This is a genomic window from Neomicrococcus aestuarii, assembly GCF_014201135.1.
In the GTDB taxonomy this organism is placed as follows: domain Bacteria; phylum Actinomycetota; class Actinomycetes; order Actinomycetales; family Micrococcaceae; genus Neomicrococcus; species Neomicrococcus aestuarii.
In genome coordinates, this window is the sequence record NZ_JACHDR010000001.1 from 1,822,054 (window position 1) to 1,844,069 (window position 22,016).

The 22,016-nt window shown below is 58.4% G+C and carries 20 protein-coding genes; 8 read left to right on the top strand and 12 right to left on the bottom strand.

Annotation, left to right across the window (positions count from 1 at the left end):
* Positions 1-30 precede the first annotated feature (30 nt).
* Together HD598_RS08195 and HD598_RS08200 are read left to right on the top strand one after the other, a co-directional pair.
* A complete protein-coding gene (locus HD598_RS08195; protein WP_071894582.1) occupies positions 31-426 on the top strand; it encodes a hypothetical protein in 396 nt (131 codons plus the stop codon).
* Between the two features lie 59 nt (positions 427-485).
* Entirely contained in the window at positions 486-1,994 is a 1,509-nt protein-coding gene (locus tag HD598_RS08200; protein ID WP_071894583.1) for an alpha/beta hydrolase family protein, read from the top strand.
* Positions 1,995-2,018: 24 nt separating this feature from the next.
* On the opposite strand, the gene HD598_RS08205 is transcribed toward HD598_RS08200, so the two are convergent.
* Positions 2,019-2,435 carry a phage holin family protein gene (locus HD598_RS08205; protein WP_071894584.1) on the bottom strand — a complete coding sequence of 139 codons (417 nt, stop codon included), beginning with the start codon at positions 2,433-2,435 and terminating at the stop codon, positions 2,019-2,021.
* 84 nt (positions 2,436-2,519) lie between these two features.
* Here HD598_RS08205 and HD598_RS08210 point away from each other — a divergent pair, with 84 nt between their 5' ends.
* From HD598_RS08210 to HD598_RS08225, 4 genes are all read left to right on the top strand, one after another.
* Positions 2,520-3,623: a histidinol-phosphate transaminase gene (locus HD598_RS08210; protein ID WP_071894585.1), complete on the top strand. Its 1,104-nt coding sequence runs from the start codon at positions 2,520-2,522 to the stop codon at positions 3,621-3,623.
* Between the two features lie 254 nt (positions 3,624-3,877).
* Complete coding sequence (gene pdhA / locus HD598_RS08215) at positions 3,878-5,017, top strand: pyruvate dehydrogenase (acetyl-transferring) E1 component subunit alpha (protein ID WP_260170518.1); 1,140 nt, start codon at positions 3,878-3,880, stop codon at positions 5,015-5,017.
* Positions 5,014-5,988 (top strand): alpha-ketoacid dehydrogenase subunit beta, encoded by a 975-nt coding sequence (locus HD598_RS08220; RefSeq protein ID WP_183665095.1) that lies wholly within the window; start codon positions 5,014-5,016, stop codon positions 5,986-5,988. Before pdhA ends, HD598_RS08220 begins: the two co-directional genes overlap by 4 nt.
* Positions 5,989-6,014: 26 nt before the next feature.
* Positions 6,015-7,502, top strand: coding sequence for a dihydrolipoamide acetyltransferase family protein (locus tag HD598_RS08225; RefSeq protein ID WP_183665097.1), 1,488 nt, complete (start codon positions 6,015-6,017; stop codon positions 7,500-7,502).
* A gap of 117 nt (positions 7,503-7,619) precedes the next feature.
* On the opposite strand, the gene HD598_RS08230 is transcribed toward HD598_RS08225, so the two are convergent.
* The 6 genes from HD598_RS08230 to HD598_RS08255 form a co-directional block, all read right to left on the bottom strand.
* Entirely contained in the window at positions 7,620-8,237 is a 618-nt protein-coding gene (locus HD598_RS08230) for an NAD(P)-dependent oxidoreductase (RefSeq protein WP_071894588.1), read from the bottom strand.
* Positions 8,238-8,357: 120 nt separating this feature from the next.
* Positions 8,358-8,978, bottom strand: coding sequence for a flavin reductase family protein (locus HD598_RS08235; protein ID WP_183665099.1), 621 nt, complete (start codon positions 8,976-8,978; stop codon positions 8,358-8,360).
* Positions 8,975-10,216, bottom strand: coding sequence for an aminotransferase-like domain-containing protein (locus tag HD598_RS08240; RefSeq protein WP_260170519.1), 1,242 nt, complete (start codon positions 10,214-10,216; stop codon positions 8,975-8,977). The genes HD598_RS08235 and HD598_RS08240 overlap by 4 nt, the downstream gene beginning before the upstream one ends.
* On the bottom strand, positions 10,216-10,611 hold the full coding sequence (locus HD598_RS08245; RefSeq protein WP_183665103.1) for a helix-turn-helix domain-containing protein: 396 nt from the start codon (positions 10,609-10,611) through the stop codon (positions 10,216-10,218). Before HD598_RS08245 ends, HD598_RS08240 begins: the two co-directional genes overlap by 1 nt.
* A 13-nt stretch (positions 10,612-10,624) precedes the next feature.
* On the bottom strand, positions 10,625-12,082 hold the full coding sequence (locus tag HD598_RS08250; RefSeq protein ID WP_183665105.1) for a glycoside hydrolase family 1 protein: 1,458 nt from the start codon (positions 12,080-12,082) through the stop codon (positions 10,625-10,627).
* Positions 12,083-12,150: 68 nt separating this feature from the next.
* Positions 12,151-13,671 carry an HNH endonuclease gene (locus HD598_RS08255; RefSeq protein WP_183665107.1) on the bottom strand — a complete coding sequence of 507 codons (1,521 nt, stop codon included), beginning with the start codon at positions 13,669-13,671 and terminating at the stop codon, positions 12,151-12,153.
* Between the two features lie 207 nt (positions 13,672-13,878).
* On the opposite strand from HD598_RS08255, the gene HD598_RS08260 reads away from it, so the two are divergent.
* Positions 13,879-14,724 (top strand): HpcH/HpaI aldolase/citrate lyase family protein, encoded by an 846-nt coding sequence (locus HD598_RS08260; RefSeq protein ID WP_071894594.1) that lies wholly within the window; start codon positions 13,879-13,881, stop codon positions 14,722-14,724.
* A 76-nt stretch (positions 14,725-14,800) separates the two neighbouring features.
* On the opposite strand, the gene HD598_RS08265 is transcribed toward HD598_RS08260, so the two are convergent.
* The 4 genes from HD598_RS08265 to HD598_RS08280 form a co-directional block, all read right to left on the bottom strand.
* Positions 14,801-15,403 carry a mycothiol transferase gene (locus tag HD598_RS08265; protein ID WP_183665110.1) on the bottom strand — a complete coding sequence of 201 codons (603 nt, stop codon included), beginning with the start codon at positions 15,401-15,403 and terminating at the stop codon, positions 14,801-14,803.
* Between the two features lie 129 nt (positions 15,404-15,532).
* A complete protein-coding gene (locus HD598_RS08270) occupies positions 15,533-16,390 on the bottom strand; it encodes an alpha/beta fold hydrolase (RefSeq protein WP_071894596.1) in 858 nt (285 codons plus the stop codon).
* 222 nt (positions 16,391-16,612) lie between these two features.
* On the bottom strand, positions 16,613-18,019 hold the full coding sequence (locus HD598_RS08275; RefSeq protein ID WP_183665112.1) for a hypothetical protein: 1,407 nt from the start codon (positions 18,017-18,019) through the stop codon (positions 16,613-16,615).
* 148 nt (positions 18,020-18,167) lie between these two features.
* On the bottom strand, positions 18,168-19,001 hold the full coding sequence (locus tag HD598_RS08280) for a fumarylacetoacetate hydrolase family protein (protein ID WP_183665114.1): 834 nt from the start codon (positions 18,999-19,001) through the stop codon (positions 18,168-18,170).
* Positions 19,002-19,070: 69 nt separating this feature from the next.
* On the opposite strand from HD598_RS08280, the gene HD598_RS08285 reads away from it, so the two are divergent.
* On the top strand, positions 19,071-20,141 hold the full coding sequence (locus tag HD598_RS08285) for a lactonase family protein (RefSeq protein ID WP_183665116.1): 1,071 nt from the start codon (positions 19,071-19,073) through the stop codon (positions 20,139-20,141).
* 21 nt (positions 20,142-20,162) lie between these two features.
* Here the strand turns inward: HD598_RS08285 and mhpA are convergent, their stop codons facing one another.
* Positions 20,163-21,911, bottom strand: coding sequence for a bifunctional 3-(3-hydroxy-phenyl)propionate/3-hydroxycinnamic acid hydroxylase MhpA (mhpA, locus tag HD598_RS08290; RefSeq protein WP_183665118.1), 1,749 nt, complete (start codon positions 21,909-21,911; stop codon positions 20,163-20,165).
* Positions 21,912-22,016 lie beyond the last annotated feature (105 nt).

A 22,016-nucleotide genomic window follows, 5' to 3' on the forward strand; every position in this document is an offset into this window, starting at 1 on the left:
GAGCCGGGGTAGGAGGCCGCGGCCCAGTTCATGAGGGAGCACAAGATGTTGGCGGATTGGTTCAGCGACGCTTCAAGGGAGATCCAGCAAGGTCAGGAGCTGGTGCAGGATCTCGAAGCAAAATTGCGGCACATCCATGCAGTGAAGTGGGACTCGCCAGCGGGCGTGAACTTCAAGCGCCGAGTTGAAGCGATGCATGTGCGGGCGTGGGAGGCGCTTAGTAGTTCGAGAGACGCTTCTGCGGAAATCTCCGGTGTCATCGCCGAAATGTCCTCATGGGATCAACGACTTCAGGATCTTCAATCGGAAGCTTCTCAGGCCTATGTCGAGAGCGGCACTCGACTTGCCCAGCTCGTCCAGACAATGGCCAATACGGGCATGAGTACGCCTTTCTATGGCGGTTTCAACTACTTGTCCGTGCGTTAGTAATCAACGAACTTCGTCGGGAAATCATCACCCCGCAGACATCCGCAAAGGAGAAGAAAATGACCGTTTGGATTGATGGTGGTACGGAATCCACCACAGAATTTCGCCTGGAAGAGCTAGAAAAGGCTCGAGAGCTCCTTAACGATGCCCACTTGCGAACTGGCGACGCCATGTACTGGTACCGCAGAGCTCAAGACAAGATCATTCCGTTTGCATTCTTTAGCTTTTCGATCCTTCAGGCGCAGGTGGCGATCGGAGGCGTTTTTGGGCACTTGGTCAAGCTCAACTTTGACACTCTCAAGAATGTGTTGCGTCTAGATCTGGCAATCCAAACGTACGAGGACTCGGAACGGCAGGTAGATGAAGCCGTCGACTACGTGCGTTCTGAACAGCCGGTGCTCGCGGCATTCTTAGACGCAACAGACGAGTCGCCGAAGTTCACTACAGAGACATATGAAGTTGGGGTGCAGAACCTGCCGAGCACCGCATTAGCGGCGGCACTTCTTTTGTTCCGTCCAGCCGGTATCGGTCTCAAATTGCTCGAAGGCGGCGCCTGGGTGGTTTCTGAAGGCGTCGGAGCTGTAGGGATCGACGACCCCGTCGGTAAGGCGATTTCCACACTTGAAGCATCTGGCATAGAAGTACCCGACGGCGCCGACTTAACTCTCATCCTTGGTGAGGTTCTCGCTTTTCAGTTTGGGCTCGTCAATCACCAACCCATCAATGTTGAGCGGACGGAGGAACTCGGATACCGCGGAGTCAGCGGCGAGGTGACTGATCTAGTGGAGATGTCACGAGAACTGACCAATTCGCCATTATCTCCGGATACGCAAGGAGAAATCACGATCGCCGAGATGGCGGCCCCTGACGGGTCAAAGACATATGTGGTGACGTTTCCTGGAACGAATACTTGGATCTCCGAAGAAAACCCTTTCGCCATGACGGGCGTTGCGGAGGGACTAAATCATGGAAGCCCGCAAGTTGCGAAGGCGACTCTCGAATCACTTCACGCTATCGGAGCTGAGGAAGGGTCCCGTGTCATTCTCAACGGCTATAGCCAAGGCGGTGTGCACGCGGCAAATCTTGCCGGAAACGCAGAGTTTCGCGCTCAATACAACGTTGAACAAGTGGTCACGGTGGGATCCCCAGTCGGGAAGATTGAAATTCCGGAAGATGTCAAAGCAATACACATTGAGCATGCCGAGGACCCGATTCCGTCCGCAGACGGCGTGCGTAACCCTGTGTCACCGAGTCGAGTCACCGCGTACTTGAGTGGATATGTGAATCCTGATGAGGCACTTTCAATCGACCCGTTGAGCGCTCATAGCGTTGATAATTACCACTACCAATCAAAGCAACTGACCTTCGAAGACTCGGAGGCAATCACTACCGCAAATGCCGCATATGCGGGTGCTGCGGGGGTGGCAACAGCTGCCACTGTGCACCGGGTGAGCTGGAAAAGAGCGCGTGGATCGAAGTGGGTCATGCCGCTGATTGGCGCTATGGAACTCACGGGCAAAGTGATGCTGGAAGTGAAAAAGCAAGAGAAAGCTACCGCGAGGAATTAGTAGCGTTAGACAACTTGCGAGGGCCTACGCCCCGCGGTCGATCGTGTCCGGTATTACCCAGCCAATCAACGCGGAGACAATGCTGATGATGATCGAACCAAGCACGGCATCCCAGAAGAATGAGGAAACGTGGAAGCCGATCGGCGTGAAGGACATAATCCACGACGTCAGCATGAGCATGGCCGCGTTGATGATGATGGCGAAGATCCCCAGAGTCAGGCACGTGATGGGCAATGACAGAAGTGAAATGATGGGCCGAACCACTGCGTTGACGAGGCCGAAAATGGCGCCGACTGCAAGGTAAGACAGGATATCTCCGGCGGTGTTGTTGCCGGTGGCTGCTGTTGCCGCTTCGGCACCCACAGTGATTCCGGGGAGCAACCAGGCCGCTACAAAAAGGGCGAGGGCGTTGACGACGACTCGGACCAGAAATCGGATCATGTACCCATCATGTCACGGATCACAGTGTGTGAACTGTGACTTCTCTCGGGAAGGCGGATGGCGCGGTGGCGATATTCTTTCGGTATGTCTTCTGAGGAAAAACCAGTTCCATCCCTACGTCCGCGGCCTGTGGTGGATCGATTGCCACGCTACGCTGCAGGAAAGCCCGCTTCGGCCGTAGACGGACTTGATGCGTTCAAGCTTGCTTCAAACGAGAATCCCTTGCCTCCACTTCCCGAGGTACTCGCGGCGATCGCAGAACAGGCGGCGATCAACCGTTATCCAGACTCCCTCGCGACTCCATTGCGTGAGAAATTGGGTGAGTACCTGGGCGTTCCAGCAGACGATGTAGTCACTGGTGCCGGTTCGCTGGGCGCTCTAGTACAGATCCTGTCTGCGTTTGCGGGACAGAATGACGATGGCCGCCCGGATGAGGTTATCTATGCTTGGCGCTCGTTCGAGGCATACCCCATCTGCGTGCAAACAACGGGAGCCGCTCCAGTCCCCGTCCCTGTGCTTGGAGACGGCCGGCATGATCTTGACGCTATGATCGCGGCCATCACTGATCAGACCAAAGTGATTATCTTGTGCACCCCGAACAATCCGACTGGACCGGCGCTAACCCGGGCTGAGGTAGAAGGATTCTTGGCTCGGGTGCCATCGCACATCCTCCTTGTCTTGGATGAGGCCTACACCGAATTCGTGCGTGATCCTGAGACCGTCAACGGTATTGATCTGTACCGTAACTACCCGAACGTGGTGGTGCTTCGGACTTTGTCTAAAGCACACGGCCTCGCCAACCTCCGCGTGGGCTACTCGGTTTCACAACCACACATCACCGAGAGCTTGCGTTTGGTCGCAACACCTTTCGCAGTGTCGACGCTCGCTCAAGACGCGGCCGTAGTGTCTTTGGAGAACATCGACAAAGTTCTTGCGCGCGTGGAGGAACTCGTTCAAGAACGAAACCGCGTGGTGGCGGCTCTCAAGGAGCAGGGTTGGGATTTCCCAGAGACACAAGGCAACTTCGTCTGGCTTCCGCTCGGCGAACGTAGCCCTGAATTCGCGGCCGCCGCGGATAGTCAAGCACTCTCCGTTCGAGCCTTTGGGACAGAGGGAGTTCGCGTCAGCATTGGTGAGGTTGAAGCGAATACCCGCTTCCTCGAGATCGCCAAGGAGTTCGCTGGTTAGAACTAGCCACTCATGAGTTTTTGCTGACCTCAAGGGGCAGCAAGTGACTTCCGCTGGGGAGGCAACTAGCTGAGCGCTGGATGCCTCCCCAGCGCTTTTGTTGTCTTCAGTGCGTTGTGCTCGCATAGTACGCATTCTCGGCGAAGCGTTCAGCGCTACATCAAGAAAAGTACTCTGGAAAGAGTGCGCAGGGAGCGAAGTCGCTTCTGATGGGTAAGTGCGCTGTCTCCGGGGTAAAGAGTACGAGGTAATTCATGCACGATTCTGGCGAGATGATCCAGTTGATGAATATCGACGGGGAACGACAAGCCAACCCCGAGTGGGATGCGTACCTGAGCGATGTTGACGACGACATGCTGCGGCAGTTCTACCGCGACATGTTCTATACGCGTCGCTTCGACAAAGAAGCAACCGCGCTTCAACGCCAAGGGCAACTCGCTCTCTGGGTTCCGCTGCGCGGCCAGGAAGCCGCCCAGATCGGTGCCGGTCGAGCCACAAAACCGCAGGATTACCTGTTTCCCACTTACCGCGAGCACGGCGTCGCGTTGACCCGCAACGTGGACTTTCCACAAATGCTGCGACTCTTCCGCGGAATCTCCAACGGTGGTTGGGACCCCCGCGAAAACAACTTCCACATGTACACGATGGTTTTGGCCGCCCAAGTGCCACATGCCACCGGGTACGCCATGGCCGCCAAGATGGACGATGCGGCGATGACTCCTGAACAGCGTGCTGAAGACGGAACTGCCGTTATGGCTTTCTTCGGCGACGGCGCCAGCTCCGAGGGCGACGTCCATGAGTCCATGGTGTTTGCCGCAAGTTTCAACGCACCGCTGGTGTTCTTCTGCCAGAACAATCAGTGGGCCATTTCGGTTCCTGTCGAGGTACAGACCAAAGTGCCTCTGTCCTACCGCGCGCAAGGGTATGGGTTCCCAGGCATCCGCGTCGATGGCAATGACGTGCTCGCCGTTCTAGCAGTCACCCGCTGGGCACTCGAACGCGCGCGCACCGGCCAAGGACCCACTTTCATCGAGGCCTACACCTACCGCATGAGTGCACACACCACCGCTGATGATCCAACGAAGTATCGCCTAGATTCCGAAGAAGCGGCATGGGTGGAGCGCGATCCACTTACTCGTCTCGAGAACCACCTCCGAGCCACCGGAATCGGAGACGACGCCTTCTTCGAGGACGTATCCCGAGGTGCCGACGAAATGGCGGCGCGCGTGCGTCAGGAAGCCATGAGCTTCCCGGTTCCGCAACTCGAGAACCTTTTTGAGAACGTCTACGCCGAAGCTCACCCGCTCATTCAGGCAGAGCTCCGGGAGCATCTTGAATACGAAGCCGGATTCTTGGACCAAGCCGATACAACTGCTGGAGGTAAGCACGCATGACCACCATGACTATTGCGAAAGCCATTACCAGCGGCTTGGCTAAAGCTCTTGAGAACAATCCCAAGTCATTGCTGATCGGCGAGGACATTGGAAAGCTCGGTGGCGTGTACCGCGTGACTGAAGGTTTGCAGGCCCGATTCGGCGCTGACCGCGTGATCGATTCACCGCTTGCTGAGTCCGGAATTGTTGGATCCTGCATTGGTATGGCGCTGCGAGGATACTCGCCGATCGCTGAGATCCAATTCGATGGATTCGTCTTCCCCGCGTTCAATCAGATCACCACGCAGCTTGCCAAGATGCGCTCACGTTCCGAGGGACGCTTCAGTGCGCCCGTTGTTATCCGTATCCCTTACGGCGGTGGTATCGGGTCCGTGGAGCACCACTCCGAATCACCCGAGGCGCTCTTCGCTCACACTGCAGGTCTGCGCATCATCAGCCCGTCGAACGCCAACGATGCGTACTGGATGATTCAGCAGGCGGCCAAGTGCCAAGACCCTGTGATCTTCTTCGAGCCAAAGCGTCGTTACTGGCTCAAGGGCGAAGTCGATCTCGAAACCCCGGCCCCTGATGCATTTCGGGCACAGGTTGTCCGCGAGGGAGCTGACGCGACCATCGTGACGTACGGACCACTCGTCCCGGTGGCACTCGCCGCAGCCGAAGCAAGCCTCGAAGATGGGCGAAGCGTCGAGGTCATCGATCTGCGCTCCATTAGCCCGATTGACTTTGACGCGATTGCGGAATCAGTTGAGAAAACTGGCCGCGTGATTGTCACCCACGAGGCGCCTACCTTCGGTGGCATTGGTGGCGAAATCGCCTCCCGCATCTCTGAACGGTGCTTCCATGCACTCGAAGCACCGGTGATTCGCGTGGGTGGCTACCACATGCCGTATCCGATCTCTAAGGTCGAAGACCGCTACCTCCCAGATATCGACAAGCTGCTCGATGCACTTGATCGATCTTTCGCATACTAGTTTTCCCACGAGGTACCAGGAGAATCATGAGCACGTTTAATCTGCCGGACGTCGGGGAAGGCCTTACAGAAGCGGAAATTGTTGCCTGGAAAGTAAAGCCAGGCGACACCGTCAAGGTCAATGACATCTTTGTGGAGATCGAGACCGCCAAGAGTCTCGTCGAGCTCCCGAGTCCCTTCGAAGGTGTGGTGCGTGAGCTCCACGCTCAAGAGGGAGACACTCTCGAAGTCGGCGCCGCGTTATTCACCGTTGACACGCTTGCCGAAGATCCCAATCCGAAAACCAGTCCCATCCGCACTATCAAGGTTGACTCTGTGCCGGGTGAGTTGGTGACCCCGTCAGGGCTGACAGCTGGATCCAAGGTTGATCTGGAAGAACCACCGGCCTCAATGTCCGATGGTGCAGCAAGTGGTCCTCTTGTCGGCTCCGGCCCCAAGGCCGATGCGCCACACCGCCGCCCTCGCGTTCGTGCCGGCGTTAGTGCCGGCAGCACCTCCGGATCGTCGGCCGCACTACAGATGCCCGCGAGTGCACCGTCTGACGCCGTGCCCGTTCCTTCAAGCACAACCTCGGCGGGGCCTTCCTCCGCGGCGAAAGCGCGACTTCCACTGACTCACTTCGTGAACCGTGTCTTAGCGAAGCCGCCGGTCCGCAAAATTGCGCGAGATCTCGGCATTGAGCTGGAAAGAGTGACTCCCACCGGTGCTTACGGTGAAGTCACTCGGGGAGACTTGGAAAGCTACCAAGCACAGCGCGACCGCGAACAAGATGCCGCCCCAACGTTCTGGAAGGCTTCGAACACCGTTGAATCGCATCGGGTAGAACGGCAAGTGGTTCGTGGCGTGCGAAAGGCGACCGCCAAAGCCATGGTGCAGTCCGCCTTTACCGCACCGCACGTTTCCATCTTTGTGGACGTCGACGCCTCTCGGACCATGGAGTTCGTGCAGCGGCTGAAGAAGAGCAGGGACTTTGAAGGCATCAAAGTGTCGCCTCTTCTGATTCTGGCCAAGGCGGTCATTTGGGCGGCTGCCCGCAACCCGTCAGTTAACGCCAGTTGGGTTGAGACGGAGAACGGTGCTGAAATTAAGGTCAAGCACTTTATGAATCTGGGCATCGCGGCTGCAACTCCGCGCGGCCTGATGGTCCCCAACATCAAGGATGCGCAGAACCTTTCGCTCAAAGAGCTGGCCATCGCCTTGAACGATCTTGCGAGTAACGCACGTGCGGGTAAGACGAAGCCTTCTGAGATGCAGAACGGCACGCTAACGGTGACCAATATCGGTGCGCTTGGAATCGACACCGGAACGCCCATCATCAACCCCGGTGAGGTCGCGATCGTAGCGTTCGGTACTATCCGCCAGAAGCCGTGGGTGGTTTCGGGTGAGGTCATCCCACGCTGGATCACTACCCTAGGTGGATCGTTCGATCACCGCGTGGTGGACGGCGACCTCTCGGCACGTTTCATGGCGGACGTCGCGGCAATCATGGAAGAGCCAGCACTCTTGCTCGACTAGGAGAGCACGCGAGGCGCTTCGAAACTAGCAAGCATCGAGCCCCAAGTGCTCGCGTCCAAGTCGAAAACACTAGAGGAGCCGGTCACCGAAAGGTGACCGGCTCCTCTAGTTGAGAACCTAGTTTGCTACCGTGAAGCGGCGCTCGCGGTGCTGTGGGTTCTCGATTTCGTCGAGAACGGCAACAGCGAAGTCCTGAGTGGAGATGGAATCTCCCACAGGGGACTCGGCACCCAACTTGTATTGACCAGTGCGCTCACCCGGAGCGATCATCGGAGCTGGGGCAAGCATGGTCCAGTTGACGCCCGAGGAGTCGCGGTAAGCATCAAGGGCCTTGGACATCGTCTCTGCCTCAGCCTTGTAGGCGTCGGGGAAGCCAGGCTGATCCTTGAGCTGAGCGTCGCCGACCTGAAGGGCACCAGCGCCACCGATAACGAACAAACGGGTTGGCAAGAGCGTCTCAGCCAATTCCTCGTGAGTGTTCAAAATGGGAGCGTGATCTCCACCGTCGCGTGCTGGGGGCACGGAGATGACGATGACGTCGTTGTCCTGCGCGAGTTCCTGAATCTTGCTCACGTCGGTCACGTCAGCCTGCTGGCTGCTGACCTTTCCGGCAAGCGCTTCATCTGCCAACTGACCCGAACGGCTCAGAACCGTCACTTCGTGGCCACGGGTTACTGCTTCGTTGACAATCTGGCTGCCAACCATGCCGTTTCCGCCATACACAGCGATCTTCATGGGTGATTCCTTTCGAGAGGGCTTTGCAACGTTTCGCTAAATCTTTGAAGCGATTCAGCTACTGGACATCTACAGGGCATAACCGGTGGGTCGTAGCCCTTATTCCACTAACTTGAATCTTTAATTATTGGTTTGATTCCACTCGTCCACAGTGAGCCGGTCGAACGCAAAGATCTCGCCGAGACCTGCCCATTCGTTGGCACCCAGACGGGACACGGGATCGAGAAGCCCGGGAATCGGGTGACGTCGTTCGTTGAAGAGGTCGCTGTTGACGGCAAAATGACGCACTCTTCCAAAGGTCATATATCCGTTACCCATCTGGAGAACTTGTTCCAGCACGCACTCAATGACCGCCGGTGACTGAGCAACGCGAGGTGGTTTGACCGTCTTTGACGGTTCCATGGCGATGCCCACCTTCTCGAACTCGCTGATGCCGTGTTCAAACGGTGTTGCGCTCAGATTCACTTGATCCCTGAGCTCGGTGGTCGCGACGTTGAGAACGAACTCCCCGGTCTCCTCGATGTTCCGCAACGAATCCTTCCGCGCCGTAGATGTGAACTGAACAATGCCCGGTTCGGACGAAACAACGGAGAAGAAGGAATGTGGGGCAAGGTTTGGAACCCCTGCGGAGTCGATAGTGGAGACCCAAGCGATGGGACGCGGGATGACCAGAGACGTCAGAAGTTTGTACACTTCTCGACTCGTCAAAGACTCAACAGGTATCTCATCCCGCTCCGTCATGACGCGGCGGCCCCTTCGGCGGCCGCAATGGCCTGGATCAGCACAGGAGCAAGTCGCTTGACTCCTTCACGAATGCTTTCTTCGTCCACGGCGCTAAAGGCGAGACGTAGCTTGTTGGGGTTTTCCTGAGTTGGCGAGAACGCGGCTCCGGGAATGAAAACAACGCCAGCCTCGATGCCAGTGTGCAGCAGCGGGTACGTATCCACGCCTTCGGGAAGCGTCAGCCACACAAAGAAGCCGCCTTCGGGAACAGTCCACGAAATGCTCTCAGGCATGAATTCTTCAAGAGCGGCGATCATGGCTGCACAACGCTTCGCGTAAAGCTCGCGGTACGTGGCAACCTGCCCCTTCCAGTCGTGATTTTCCAGATAGGAAGTCACCAGCATTTGGTTCAGGGTGGGCGGGCACAAGATCACGGCTTCGTTTGCGAGGTAGAAGCGTCGCTGGAATCGCTCTGGAACAAGGGCCCAGCCCACGCGAAGTCCTGGAGCGAAGATCTTGGAGAAACTACCGAGGTAGAGCACGTCTTCAGGATTGTCGGCTCGCATGGGGCGGTTGAATTCGCCCTCGAACTTGAGCATGCCGTAGGGATTGTCCTCAATCACCAAGAGGCCCTCTTGCTTACAGATGTTCACAATCTGCTGACGCCGCTCGGCGGACAACGTAATGCCCGAGGGGTTGTTGAAGCTAGGGATCGTATAGAGCAGTTTGACCGTCTTGCCTTCAGCGCGCAACGCGACGATGGCTTCTTGCAGTGCTTCTGGAACCAGACCGTGCTCGTCAACGCGAACAGGGTGGACCGCTACTTGGTTGGCTTCAAAGGTGTTCAACGCACCCACATAGGTGGGGTCCTCGCACAGCACCACATCGTGCGGATCGCAGAAGACTTTGCAAGTGATGTCCAGCGCGGACTGGCTGCCGGCGGTCACCACAACGTTCTCGGGAGAAGCATCGAGGATAAATTCCTCAGCCATAACGTGGCAGATAGCTTCGCGAAGTTCTGAGGTGCCCTGGCCATTGCCGTACTGAAGGGCGGTCATGCCCTCTTGCGCCAGGATGTCGTGCGCAAGAGTTCCGAGCTTTTCAAGAGGCAGCGACTGGAGGTACGGATTTCCGCCAGCGAGCGAGACGAGACCTTCACGCATCGAGATATCAAAGACATCACGGACCGCGGATTGCTTGATATTCGCGGCACGCGCTGAGTAAAGGTAATCGAGCTCTGGTGTTGCTTCGTTCATTACTTTCCTTTGTCGCTGAGGTGTGACCTGCTGGCAAGCCATGCCATGACATCCGCCGGTTTGATGCGCCGATGGGTGCCCCGATATTCGACGGGGATTTCTCCCTTGTCTGTGAGCTGGCGCATATAAGTATGCGAGATCCCAGCCAGTTTTGCCGCTTCTGAGGTGTTGAGGAATTCTTCGTTGGTGCTCACGGTGATGGAATCGCCTCGGGAGAGGCGCCTAAGCACGTCCTGAATGGCGACTACGGCCTCGGTCGGCAGCTTTACGGCGGTGCCATCCACAAAGACCGTGACGTCGTCAGAGTCGGTCAGCGCCTTGGCCAGCCGATCGGCGGCAGCGGCGTTCAGAGGCGCGAAGGTTGTGGGCTGATTGGCATGGGATTTTTCGCTCATGATGTCTACGAGTCTAGGCGCTGGGCTGCTGGGATAGTCGGGCACGTTGAACATCGCGCACCCACGAGTAGCTTGCCTTGGGTGTTCTTTCCAACGAGATGCGATCCACATGCACCAGTCCAAATTTTTGACGGTACCCGGCCGCCCATTCCCAGTTGTCTACCAAGGACCAGATGAAGTATCCGCCGACGCTCACACCCTCGGCGACGCCACCAGCTGAGGTGGTAGCGAAAAGCGTGCGAAGGTGATCTTGCAAGTATTCGATTCTGTTGTGATCTTCTACCCGCCCACGGTCTGGATCCGGGGATTCTTCAAAACTCACGCCGCCTTCCGTGATGAGCAGCGGCGGCAGATTGGGGTAGCGGTCGCGCATGCGGCTCAGCATCACCCCAAGATATTCGGGGGCAATGGGCCAGCCGTAAGCGGTCATGTCCCGGTCTGGCCACTCGGCTTGATGTACAGGGGTCGGCAACGGTAGCGGCGAGGGATCTTGTCCGTTGGGGATGAGCATGCTCGCAGGAACTGGTCCGTCCGGGCCGGGGCCGGACGCAATCTTGGTAGGCATGTAGTAGTTCAGCCCATAGAAATCCAGGGGAGTGCTAATGATCTCCAAGTCTCCATCGTGGATGGTCGCACCCATGAGTTCGGTCAGCTTTTCCACACCCCAGGGGTACTCGCCCTTGAGCACGGGATCGGCGAAGAGCCAGTTGTAAGCCACGTCCACAATCGCGGCACCGGCCGTGGCCAATGGGTCTTTCTCGGAGGCGGGCACCACCGGGGAGTGCACATTGGACATCCCGATCTTCCCGCGCACACCAGCATCGCGAAGCGCCTGAACGGCCATGCCGTGCGCTAAGAGGAGATGATGCGCCGCTGGCAAAGCTTTCAAACCGACGTTGCGCGCAGGCGCGTGAAGCTCGGACGCGTACCCGTTTCCCACCACTGTGGCTGGCTCGTTGATGGTGCACCAGTAGTCCACAAGACCGCCGAACTCTTGACCCATGAACGCCGCGTAGTCAGCAAAAGCGGTCGCGGTATTTCGCGACAGCCAACCGTCGCCGGTTTCGAGATACGCCGGGGTGTCCCAGTGGAACAGAGTCAGGACGGACGTGATTCCGGCGTCGGAGAGCTCCTGCAACAGGCGCCGGTAAAAATCCACGCCGGCCGGATTGGGTGCGCCTCCGGGCTCGGGGAAGATCCGGGACCAAGACACCGAAAAACGATAGGCGTCCAGGCCCGCCTCGCGCATGAGAGCAACGTCCTGGGGCATGCGGTTGTAATGGTCCACCGCGTTGCGAGCGTCGGATCCGTCCACCGCTTTCGAGGGGTCGCCAAGCCAGGCATCCCACGTTGAGGGTGTTCTGCCGTCCTGCTCAACGGCGCCCTCAATTTGAAAAGCGCTGGTGGCCGTTCCTACCAGGAAGTTTGGTGGAATCTCGGCGGCAAAGTCCGCTGCATCCGCAATGTTCACAGGCTCATTCTGCAGGAATCGCCAATGAAGGTCACGCGGGCGTCAACACGCGGACCACACAAGAGAGACTAAGAGACGTCCCGGGCTTCGTCCCCGAACATTCCCGGCGGTTCCGGCGCAATGGATAAGTAACGATGCCCGGTGGGCGTGGTGGTAGCAACGCTGTGCCGATCGCCGGGAACCACGCTGCTGGACCACCCGGCTTGTTGCTTGACGTAGTTGCAGGCCTCGCACAATCCCTGCCCGTTCTCCGCGGTGGTTTGGCCGCCCTCCGCCCAGCCCACCACGTGGTCCGTGTGCCGGATGGACGCATCACACCACGGCGTCGCACAGCTCGCGTCCCGCAACTCAATGAATCGCTTGAGCCCTGACGGGAAGATGCGTGCGCGGGATTCCAATCCCACCAAATCACCGGTGGATGGCGCGGTGAACACGCGGCGGATCATGAGCCGCGATTCGGTGGAGGCTCGCTCCACAATTTCGCGGGCCACATCGGCTGGCAGCGTGCCGTAACCGGTCAGGTGTGCGGGTTCCGAATCCCCTGAGAACAGCGTCCGTTCCGTCATCACAAGCTGAACTTCTACAGGGTGAGGTGGAGTCAGCACGCCCTCGCCGGTGTGCGGGCCGCCCACCACAAGGTCCCGCAGAAGATCTGCCATGATTGCCCCGAGCGCCCGGTTTCCATTGTTGGGACCGGTCAGGACCTTGCTTGCCGACTTGGACAACGCGTTGAAGATCGCGGCGCCGTCTTTGGCTGGCACAATCGCTGTCAGTTGCGCCATTCCGTCGTCGAGGGGCCGCAAGGTGACGTGGCGGTTCTTCTCTGCAGTACGACGACGCTTGGCTGCGGCTAGTCGGTCAACCCCCTGAGCGTGATCGGCGACTAGAGCGCGCAGATCGCGGGAACCCAAGTGTGCGATCTTCTGGAGGTCACCGCACACCAACTCATCAACCTCGGCTCGCGCGTCCGAAGACAGTGGAGCTGTGGTCAGGTAAACCGCTTCGCAGCGCTCGCGGTTCAAGACTCCACTGGCCAAGGCCTTGAAAGTTCGGGGCATGTCATCGACCACCGCCAATGCCACCTCTAAAGCACGAGCGCCTCGGTATCTCGGTTCCTTCTGTGCCAACGCGATCTCGGCCTCGAGGCCCTTCGTAGCGGATTCGCCTAACCTCGGCGGGGTGGCTGCGTCTGCAGTTTCATTGGCGAGGGGAGGGGCGGCGAACGGGTCACTAGACTGCCCTTCGGAATTCGGTAGGGGCGGCACGCTCGAGAGCCGAGACGCGCGAACCGCATACAGACTATGGATGGTGCGCATTTCGAAAGCATCCGCGGCGGCCCGAAGTGCGGTTAGCGCTCGCAGCATGTCCACGCATTCGGTTTCACACGCGAGCTGCCCGGCGCTTCCCGAATCGAGGCCGGAAAGATCGCTCCCCAACACGACGGTCACGGAAGGCGCAGGTCCTAACGCGGCGCTCGCAAGAACCGCGGTAAGCGCCGCAATTTCGGCACTAGTCCCAACAGAAACAGCAAGCACTCCTGCCGGTTCCTTCGCTTCCGGTGTCACCCGGGCTCCTTCATCAATGTCCATGCCCTCCACGCTAGGCACCCGCCCACATAGCAACCCCCGGCAAAGCCCAAATTGTGGATAAGCAAGCCCATTTAGCCCCATCACGCCAACCTGTGCGTTCTTTCCATCACCAATTCATTCAAAAAGGGACCCTCAAAATGCCTGATTCGCCACAACCACTATGAACAAAAGCGCCAGGCACCCATTCAGGTGGATAGGCTGGAACACATGGCATTTCGTAACCGACGCGCAGCAGCTCTTCCCGCAAAACTTTCTCGCTCTTGGCTTTTGGTCAACGCCTCGAAGCCGGAACTTTTCGCGCCAGCGCTCGCGTCGGAAGCAGACTCCGTGATTTTTGACCTCGAGGCGAGTGTGCCGGAGGCGAAGAAGGAGCAGGCTCGCGCTGCGGTAATCGAGGCGCTGAACACGGGTATGACGGCGTGGGTGCGCGTCAATATTCCGGATACCGACGACTGGGCCACGGATCTCGCCCAGCTCAGCAGCGCGAAGGGTTTGCGTGGCGTGATGCTCGCGCAGACGGAGAAGCCGGAGCAGGTTGCGTATACCGCGATGCGTTTGCGCGCTGGCATTCCGGTGCTTGCACTGATCGAATCGGCGTTGGGTATCGAGAACGCCACCGCCATTGCGAGCGCCCCGGGCACGTTCCGTTTGGCGTTTGGCACGAATGATTTCCGTAAGGACACGGGTGTGGGCGACGATCCTATGGCTCTCGCGTACGCTCGCGGCAAGCTGGTGGTCGCGTCCCGCGTTGGCCGTCTTCCCGGCGCGATTGACGGCCCGTCCTCAGTCACGGCTGATCCCAGCGAGGTTACGGCTGAGTGCCAGACCACGGCTCAGATGGGCATGACGGGCAAGCTCGCGCTCGCGCTTGAGCACGCTGATGCGGTCAACAAGGGACTTTCGCCGAGCGAGGACGAGCTCACGTGGGCGGCACAGATGCTTCAGGCTCACGCTGCGGGCGCCGAGGTGGGCGACGGTTCTTACCTCCCGCGTCTTGCGCGCGCGCAGAAGATCGCGGGCCTCGCGGATTCCTACGGCCTCTGGAACGCGTAACTCCGGTTTTATTCAGTACGACGACGCAGCTCGGCTTGCGCTCAAACCATTCGGTCGCGGGTGGGGTCGTCTCGCGTTAGTTCGCGGAACCTTCTGGTCGCCAGTGAGCGGGTGGGTCTTCACCGACGAGTCCGTCGATGGATTCGCGGATGAGGTCCGCGTGTCCGGTGTGTCGGCCGTATTCTTCGACCAAATCGTAGACGAGCCGTCGCAGCGAGACCGTCTGGCCCCACGCTTCGCTCATGTAGATAGCCTGCCCTAGGCCGCCATTCTCTTTGGAACCTCCTCCAGCGAGTGCGGCCGCAAGGATTTCGCGCGAACGCAACACCGCGGCGTCGTAATTGTTGTAGAGCTCTTCGGGGGAGTCCGTTGCTGCCGACGTGAACGGCCATTCGGTATCTTCGAGCGACGCCCAGGGCTCACCCGGGTTGCTGCCGGCGAGATCCCACGTGAACTTCACGGCCTCCACGTTGGTGAGGTGCTTGAGCAGCCCGCCGATCGTGAGCGTGGACGGCCCCAGCCGCGTGGCCAACTGCTCGGCGTTCAGGCCGCCAGCCTTCCACCGGAACGTCGCACGGAGGCGATCCAATGCGCCCAAGAGATGCTCGGCTTCAGTGCCGTTCAGTGGTGGCTCCCACGGGGTGGCGGCGTCGTTGCCTTCGTACCAAGTGCTTGTCATAGGCTCACGCTACCCGCGTAACGCACCGGTGGGTAGACAAAAAGTGGATAGACGCAAAACGGCGCCGCCCACACGTGGTGAGCTGCGCCGTCGTACTAGAAAAATGCTTCGGAACTAGACCCAGCGAGATTAGACCCCGCGAGCGCGAAGCCAAGCCGTGATGACTTTGTTGAACTCGTCCGCGCGCTCCACCTGGGACCAGTGGCCGCACTGGCTGAAGATGTGAGCGTCGGCGTTCGGGATGACGTTGAGGATTTCCCACGTGCGGGAGACCGGGATGACAACGTCCTGGACGCCGTGGATCAAAAGCACGGGAACCTCGAGCTTGGAGAGCACGTCGAAGTCCAACGGAAGTTCAATGCGGTCGCGGTCGCGGGCCTCAACAACGTCCTTGAGACGATCCGAGGCGGTGTCATTCAAAGCCGACGCGTAGCGCAGCTTCACGAGCTCATCCGTGACGAGGGACTTGTCCACCACGAAGAGTTCAAGGGTGTTGCGGATGCCCTCTTCGCTCAAGGTTGGGTTGGAGTGGCCCTTGAGTGCGCCGGTGAGCTTGGCTCCGCCGGTGCCCATGGAGATGATGCCGAGGAGGCGCTCCGGGAAATCGATCGCGAACTGGAATGCGAGCCAGCCGCCCAAGGAGTTGCCCACAATCCAGGTCTTCTCAATGCCCAAAGCATCCAGAACACGCACCGCGTGGCGGACCCATTCCTTGATGCCGTACTGCGTGCCTTCAGCAACCACGGACTGGCCGTAACCGATCGAGTCGATCGCAATGCAGCGGCCCACTTGAGACAACTCAGGAAGGTTTAGCCACCAGTTCGCAGCCGCAGTGACACCGGTGCCGGAGCCGTGGAGGAAGAGGATCGGGGCGCCTTCGCCCACCTCGTGGTAGTGCGTCAGCTCGCCGGGAGCGGTTTCCAGCCACTTATCCTCGAGGCCGAAGAATTCGTCTGTGGTGTAATCCGGGATGGCAACAGTGCTCATGAGACTCCTTGATACTTTCTGACTATTTCTTCCAGCCTAGGCAGTACCGCTGGAGCGCTCTAGTGAGCGTTCCAAAGGGTGGCACGGGGCATGCAATGATCGTTGCCGAAAGTGGTGCATTTGCAGACCAAATCCCAATTGAGAAGCCAAACCTTTAGGAATGGACTCTTAGGGCATCTGCGTAACGTGCAAAGGTTTTCTATTCAATGGAGGTCGTGGGGGTTACGATTCCCTTATTTTTTCGACTTCGTCAAGGAACATCTTCATGCTCAGGCGCCAGTCGGGCTCTCTCTCGGCGACAGTCTCCGCAAATCTCCTGATTTTTCCATTCCAGAGGTTTCGCTTTTCCAAACCACTTTGGGCGACCGTGCTTAGACAAACGCGGCTGAACTCGTTCCTTTTCTCGGAAAGACGATCAAAGAAGAAGGTTGCTATTTCGTATGACGATTTTAGAGCTAAGTCGGCCTCTTGGTAGCGCGGAAAATATCCAGCATGAACCGATCTATGGCGTAGTTTCCAAGTGTTCTTCAACCACTGTTGCACAGGTCCAGTGGGATCACTCCAGGTTCCTCCCAGCATGGGTGCGAGGTACTTGTTCATGCGGGTCACGGAATCTCTAGACGAATTAAATGCTTCCGCAACAAACGCTGCGGAAGTTTCTGAATCCGACAGGCTCTTTTCCCACCAAAGGAGCTTGAGAAGCCCGTCGATAAGAATCTCAGTGGCAGTGGTGGACAGGATAGTAGCTAAGTCATATCTACCCTCAGTATGAAATTGATAATCCGCGTCAGCGAGTCGCTCTCGCCACAGAATTGATGGCAGACCAAGCTCCAAGTCGACCAACCAACTGCTTAGAGCTGGATCGCTCTGAGCAACATCGGCGCGAGCCGAAACTTGATCGAGGCCGACGTTCTGATGGTCGAGTAGAACAAGAGATGGGTTGCTCCAACGGGGGAATATCGTAAAGAAGTGCGACGCTTCTGGGCTGTCGCTGTTGAGGAGGTATTCACCGATTTCTTGATACCCCAGTACGGGACTGAGGATTTGTTCGTAGCTAGGAATGCCTTGGCGGCTTCTCGAGTGCGCTCGTTCAGCTCTCACGACTTCGCGTAAAACGTGAACGATCCTTAGCAGCGAGTCTTCCTCCCAATTCCGCGTAAGAACTCGATCATCTGACGCTTGCCCGGATCTCGTCTCAGTGGGAGTCACGGAATCGACGACAGTCCAATATTCACGCTGGACGGAATCTGCGTTCTCGCCTTGAGTAAGTCTTCGAGCGCTCTTTTCGGCTACTTTAAATACCGCTTCGGCGGCACGCAAGTCCGTAGAGGCGCCAGATTCGACATGATGAACTTGAAACTGGACCCAATTGGATCTGTCTTCTGACTTCCCCGTGCCCGGCGCATCCGCAGGCCCAGCAAACTGGAAGCCGTCCGGCAATGGAATTGGAATTCTCGTCGTAAATACATGCCTTGTCAGTTCAACTTTCTTTCGGTGAGGCCACGAGTCCACATCGATAATGCGCAAATCTTCAAGCCAAGAGTCCGGAGCTGATTCGTGATTCTCTTGGAACGAATCTTTGCTGCGTCCTGCATCATGCGGCTCAACCGGTGTATCTCCTAAGTTCACGGGTAGTCCTTCTATTGGTCCCCGACTATTACGACAATCGGAAATTTGAGTCTATAAAAAATAATTGGGATATATTTAAGTCTATTTCTATAGTGGAAAACGGCATTGATTGCCATCGTTCGCCAATGAACAAGGAACGCAAGATGTCCTACGACTTGAAAGTATTCCTCTGCACGCCAAGCCCCTCGATCTCAGTTTCCAGAACATCCCCGGCCTTGAGCCACGGGTGGCGACCCTCGGAGTTGCGGCGGCCCAGAGCAACGCCAGCTGGCGTGCCAGTCAAGATCAAATCGCCCGGGCGAAGTCGCACCAAGGTAGAGCAGTAAGCAACCAATGCGGCAGGCGAGAACACCAAGTCGCTGGTGGAGTCCTCCTGGACCACTTCGCCGTTCACACGCGTGACAATGCGGGCGCCGATCTCAAACTCATCCGGCGAAACCAAGAACGGGCCTACAGGCGTAGCGGCATCCCAGCACTTGCCCTGCGTCCACTCGGGCGTGCGGCCCTGATAGCCGCGCATCGAGACGTCGTTGGACACGGCATAACCGGCGATCGCGCCGAGTGCGTCGGATTCTGAAAGCCGACGCCCGCCCGCGCCAATCACAATCGCAAGCTCGCCTTCCCAGTCAATGCGGTGGTCCTCAGCGGGAATCTCAATGGAATCCTCAGCGCCGCACAAGGAATCGGCGAACTTTGTGAAGATCGTGGGGAACTTGGGAACTTCGTTGCCGGTTTCGGCGATGTGGTTACGGTAGTTCAAGCCGATGCAAAATACCTTGGAAGGCGAAGTCACCAGCGTCGCGAAGGAAGCCTCAGGCAGCGAAACTGAAGCCCCGCGCTCTGCCGTATCCACGGACTGCCCGCTCGCAAGGAACGCCCCAACGTCAGCGAACCCGGAAAGCTCAGTGGCGGCGTCGTTCTCAATAACTGCGGCAAAAGTGTCCGCAGGATTTCCGTCTCGGCGAAGGGTAGCAAGTCTCATAAATCCACTTCATCACGTTTGCCGCGAAATTTCAGATACCGTTTCATCAAATGGAACGAAAGGTCTGTCATGAACTGCCACATCGTGATTGCGTGCCGCGCTGAGGGCACCCTTGAGCTACACCGTTTTTCGAACGGAATCCTTGAACGTCTCGAGGTGATGCACGGTTTCGACGGCGTGAATTGCCTCGCGTATGACGCTTCTGGGCAGCGTTTGTACGCGTCCCAGACTGGTGAAGTTTCTCGGGTCAGCGTGTTCAATGTGTTCCCGGGCGGCGACATTGAGGTGGCCGGTTCTTTCGATCTTCCGCACCAGACGGCCTATATTTCCGTGGCTGACGACGGCTTGTGGAGCGCGAGCTATCACGGCGGGAACATCGCGTTCGTGCCGTTGACCCCGGACGGGCTGCCTGCCGGGCCTGCGCAAGTGGACAGCTTCGGCGAGAACTCGCACTGCATCGTCACGGCCCCGGATGGCCGCCACACCTACGCCACTTCTTTGCGCGCGGACAAGATTGCCGCGTATTCAGTGGAGGATTCTCAATTACGACGACGCAGCGTCGCCTCCGTGCCTCCGCTCGGTTCCGGACCACGCCACTTGGCATTTGCGGGTGACAGCACGCTGTTTGCGCTCACGGAGATGAGCGGCGAAGTGATCGAGTTCCAGCGCGATCTTGAGTCGGGGGAGCTGACGGAGGTTTCTCGTGCGTCGATCGTGCCTCCGAGTGCCGGCCTGATTCAGGGGGTGGCCCGCTATTCTGGCGGCCCCGAGGTTCCCGAGCGCCCCATCTGGGCGGCCGATATTCAAGTTGCAGGCGAGCTCGTGTTCGCGACCGAGCGCACCACCAGCACCGTGACGGTGTTAGAGCGAAGCAAGGGAACCGGGCCAGGGCTTGAGGTGGTGGACTACGTGTCTACCGAAGCGCGCCCCCGTGCCAGCGCGTTGTCACCGGACGGGGCGTTCTACTTTGTGGGCGGCGAGACGTCTGAGCATGTGTCCGTGTACCGCGTGGCTCATCAGGTAGCGGCTATCCAAGGCGGAAACGCCACAGCGGCGAACGCCCAGAAGACGTCGCCGCTGCATTTGGTGTGCCGCATCAAAACCGGGGAGAACCCGGCGTGGTTTGCGTTCTTGCCCTAAAGCGATAATTCGTAGCGAGAGCTAGTATGAGGAACCGCGCACTCCGGCCGGAACTTGATCGGCTGGAGCGCCGGTGCCGTCCTTGAACTTCAACGCGGACAAGATGGCGTCCAACGTTGCAGGACCGTGCTGGTTCAAACATGCGCCGGCCACAAAGCGGTCAGGGCGCAAGAAGATCATGGGCGTCGGGCGGTCATCGAACCACTTCTTCATGCGACCCGTGTGATCGCCAAGAACGGTGATGTCCTCATCCGTGTACTTCTCAGCCCATTCGCGCTGAGTCTCGGGAACGATAGCCACGAGCTTCGCACCCAGACCGCGTAGCTTCTCGAGGGAAGCTTCTGGCAAAACATCCTTAGGGTTGTTGCCCCACACGATCACGGTCCACCAGTTGCCCACCACGTCGTCCAGCAAGAGATTCTTGCCAGCTTCAGAGTTGAAGCGGTACTGCGGGAACTGCACGCCCACAGGGGAGACCGTGTTGTTAGCGGTCAGGACAGGGATCATCTTGGAGATGATGCGTCCCTTCGCCGTACCGGCTGTGCGCGTGGACGGATCCACCAGAACACCCTTGGTGTAGCGCGGCATCGGCTTGAATCGCATGTCGGAGAAGTAGCTCTTGACCTGTGGGAACAGGTTCAAGACGGAAGAGGCGGTGTCGCGGGCGACCACAGCGGCCGGATTGGTTAGCTTGATGACCGAGCCGAACGTCATGGACAGGTCGATCATGGACTTCGCATGCTCGGAACGCTCATCCGTGTAGGTGTCCAAGAGCGAATCAGATGCCTGGCCGGAGATCACGGACGCGAGCTTCCAGCCGAGGTTGGTGGCATCGCGCATGCCCGAGTTCCAGCCCTGACCCATCCAGACCGGCATGAGGTGCGCGGCGTCGCCGGCGATGAGCTGGCGGCCCTTGCGGAACGTGCCCGCGATGCGGCCGTGGTGGGTGAACACACGACGGCGGATGTAGTCCAAGCTTGCCGGGTCCGGCACGTGGTCCTTGAGCATCTCGTTGACGAAGTCAGGGTCCGTGACCTGCTCTTCGGTTTCGTGATCAAGAAGCATGAACTCCCAGCGGCGCACGGCGTGCGGCAAGCCGATGGAAACGTAAGGGCGCTTGGGGTCGGCGCCGAGGAACACATTAGGGGTGCCGAGCGGGTCGTTGTTGACGTCCACCACCAACCAGCGGGTGGATGGGGATTCACCCTCGAAGGAGACGCCCATGCGCTTACGCGTAGGGGACTTTCCACCTTCGCAGCCCACCAGGTACTGTGCGCGGAAGCGACGCTCTTCAACGGTGTCTTCGTCCTTGGAAACCAGTGCAATAGCGGTGACGCCGTCGGCATCTTCGTCCACGTTTTCTACGCGGTGGCCAAAGAGCACCTCGACGTTGTCGAAGCGAGCAAGACCCTCGTAAAGCGCCTTATCTACCTCGGGCTGGATGAAGCTGTGCTTGCGGTCCCAGCCGAACTCGTCCGTCTGCGGGTTGTTGGTGAGGATGACTTTTCCGGCACCGTTGACCAGACGCATGATGTGCTGAGGGGAGGTGTGCGGGCGAACGGTGTCCACGAGACCCACGGTCTGGATAGTGCGGAAGGATTCGTCGTCGAGTCCCACGCCGCGCGGGTAGTCGATGAGCTGGTCCATCGCCTCGAGGACCACCACCTTGCGACCGTACATTCCTAGAATGTTGGCGAGCATGAGACCAACCGGTCCCGCGCCAACAATCAGAACTTCCGTTTCCTGGACTGCAGTGTCCGAGTAAGCCATTATTCCGCCTTGCTTGATAAATGTGTGCAAATAACGCACGTCTTTAGGCGTTATTTGCAAATCTAAGTCAATTCAAAACCCATGTGTGATGCAGGTCAAGTGAAG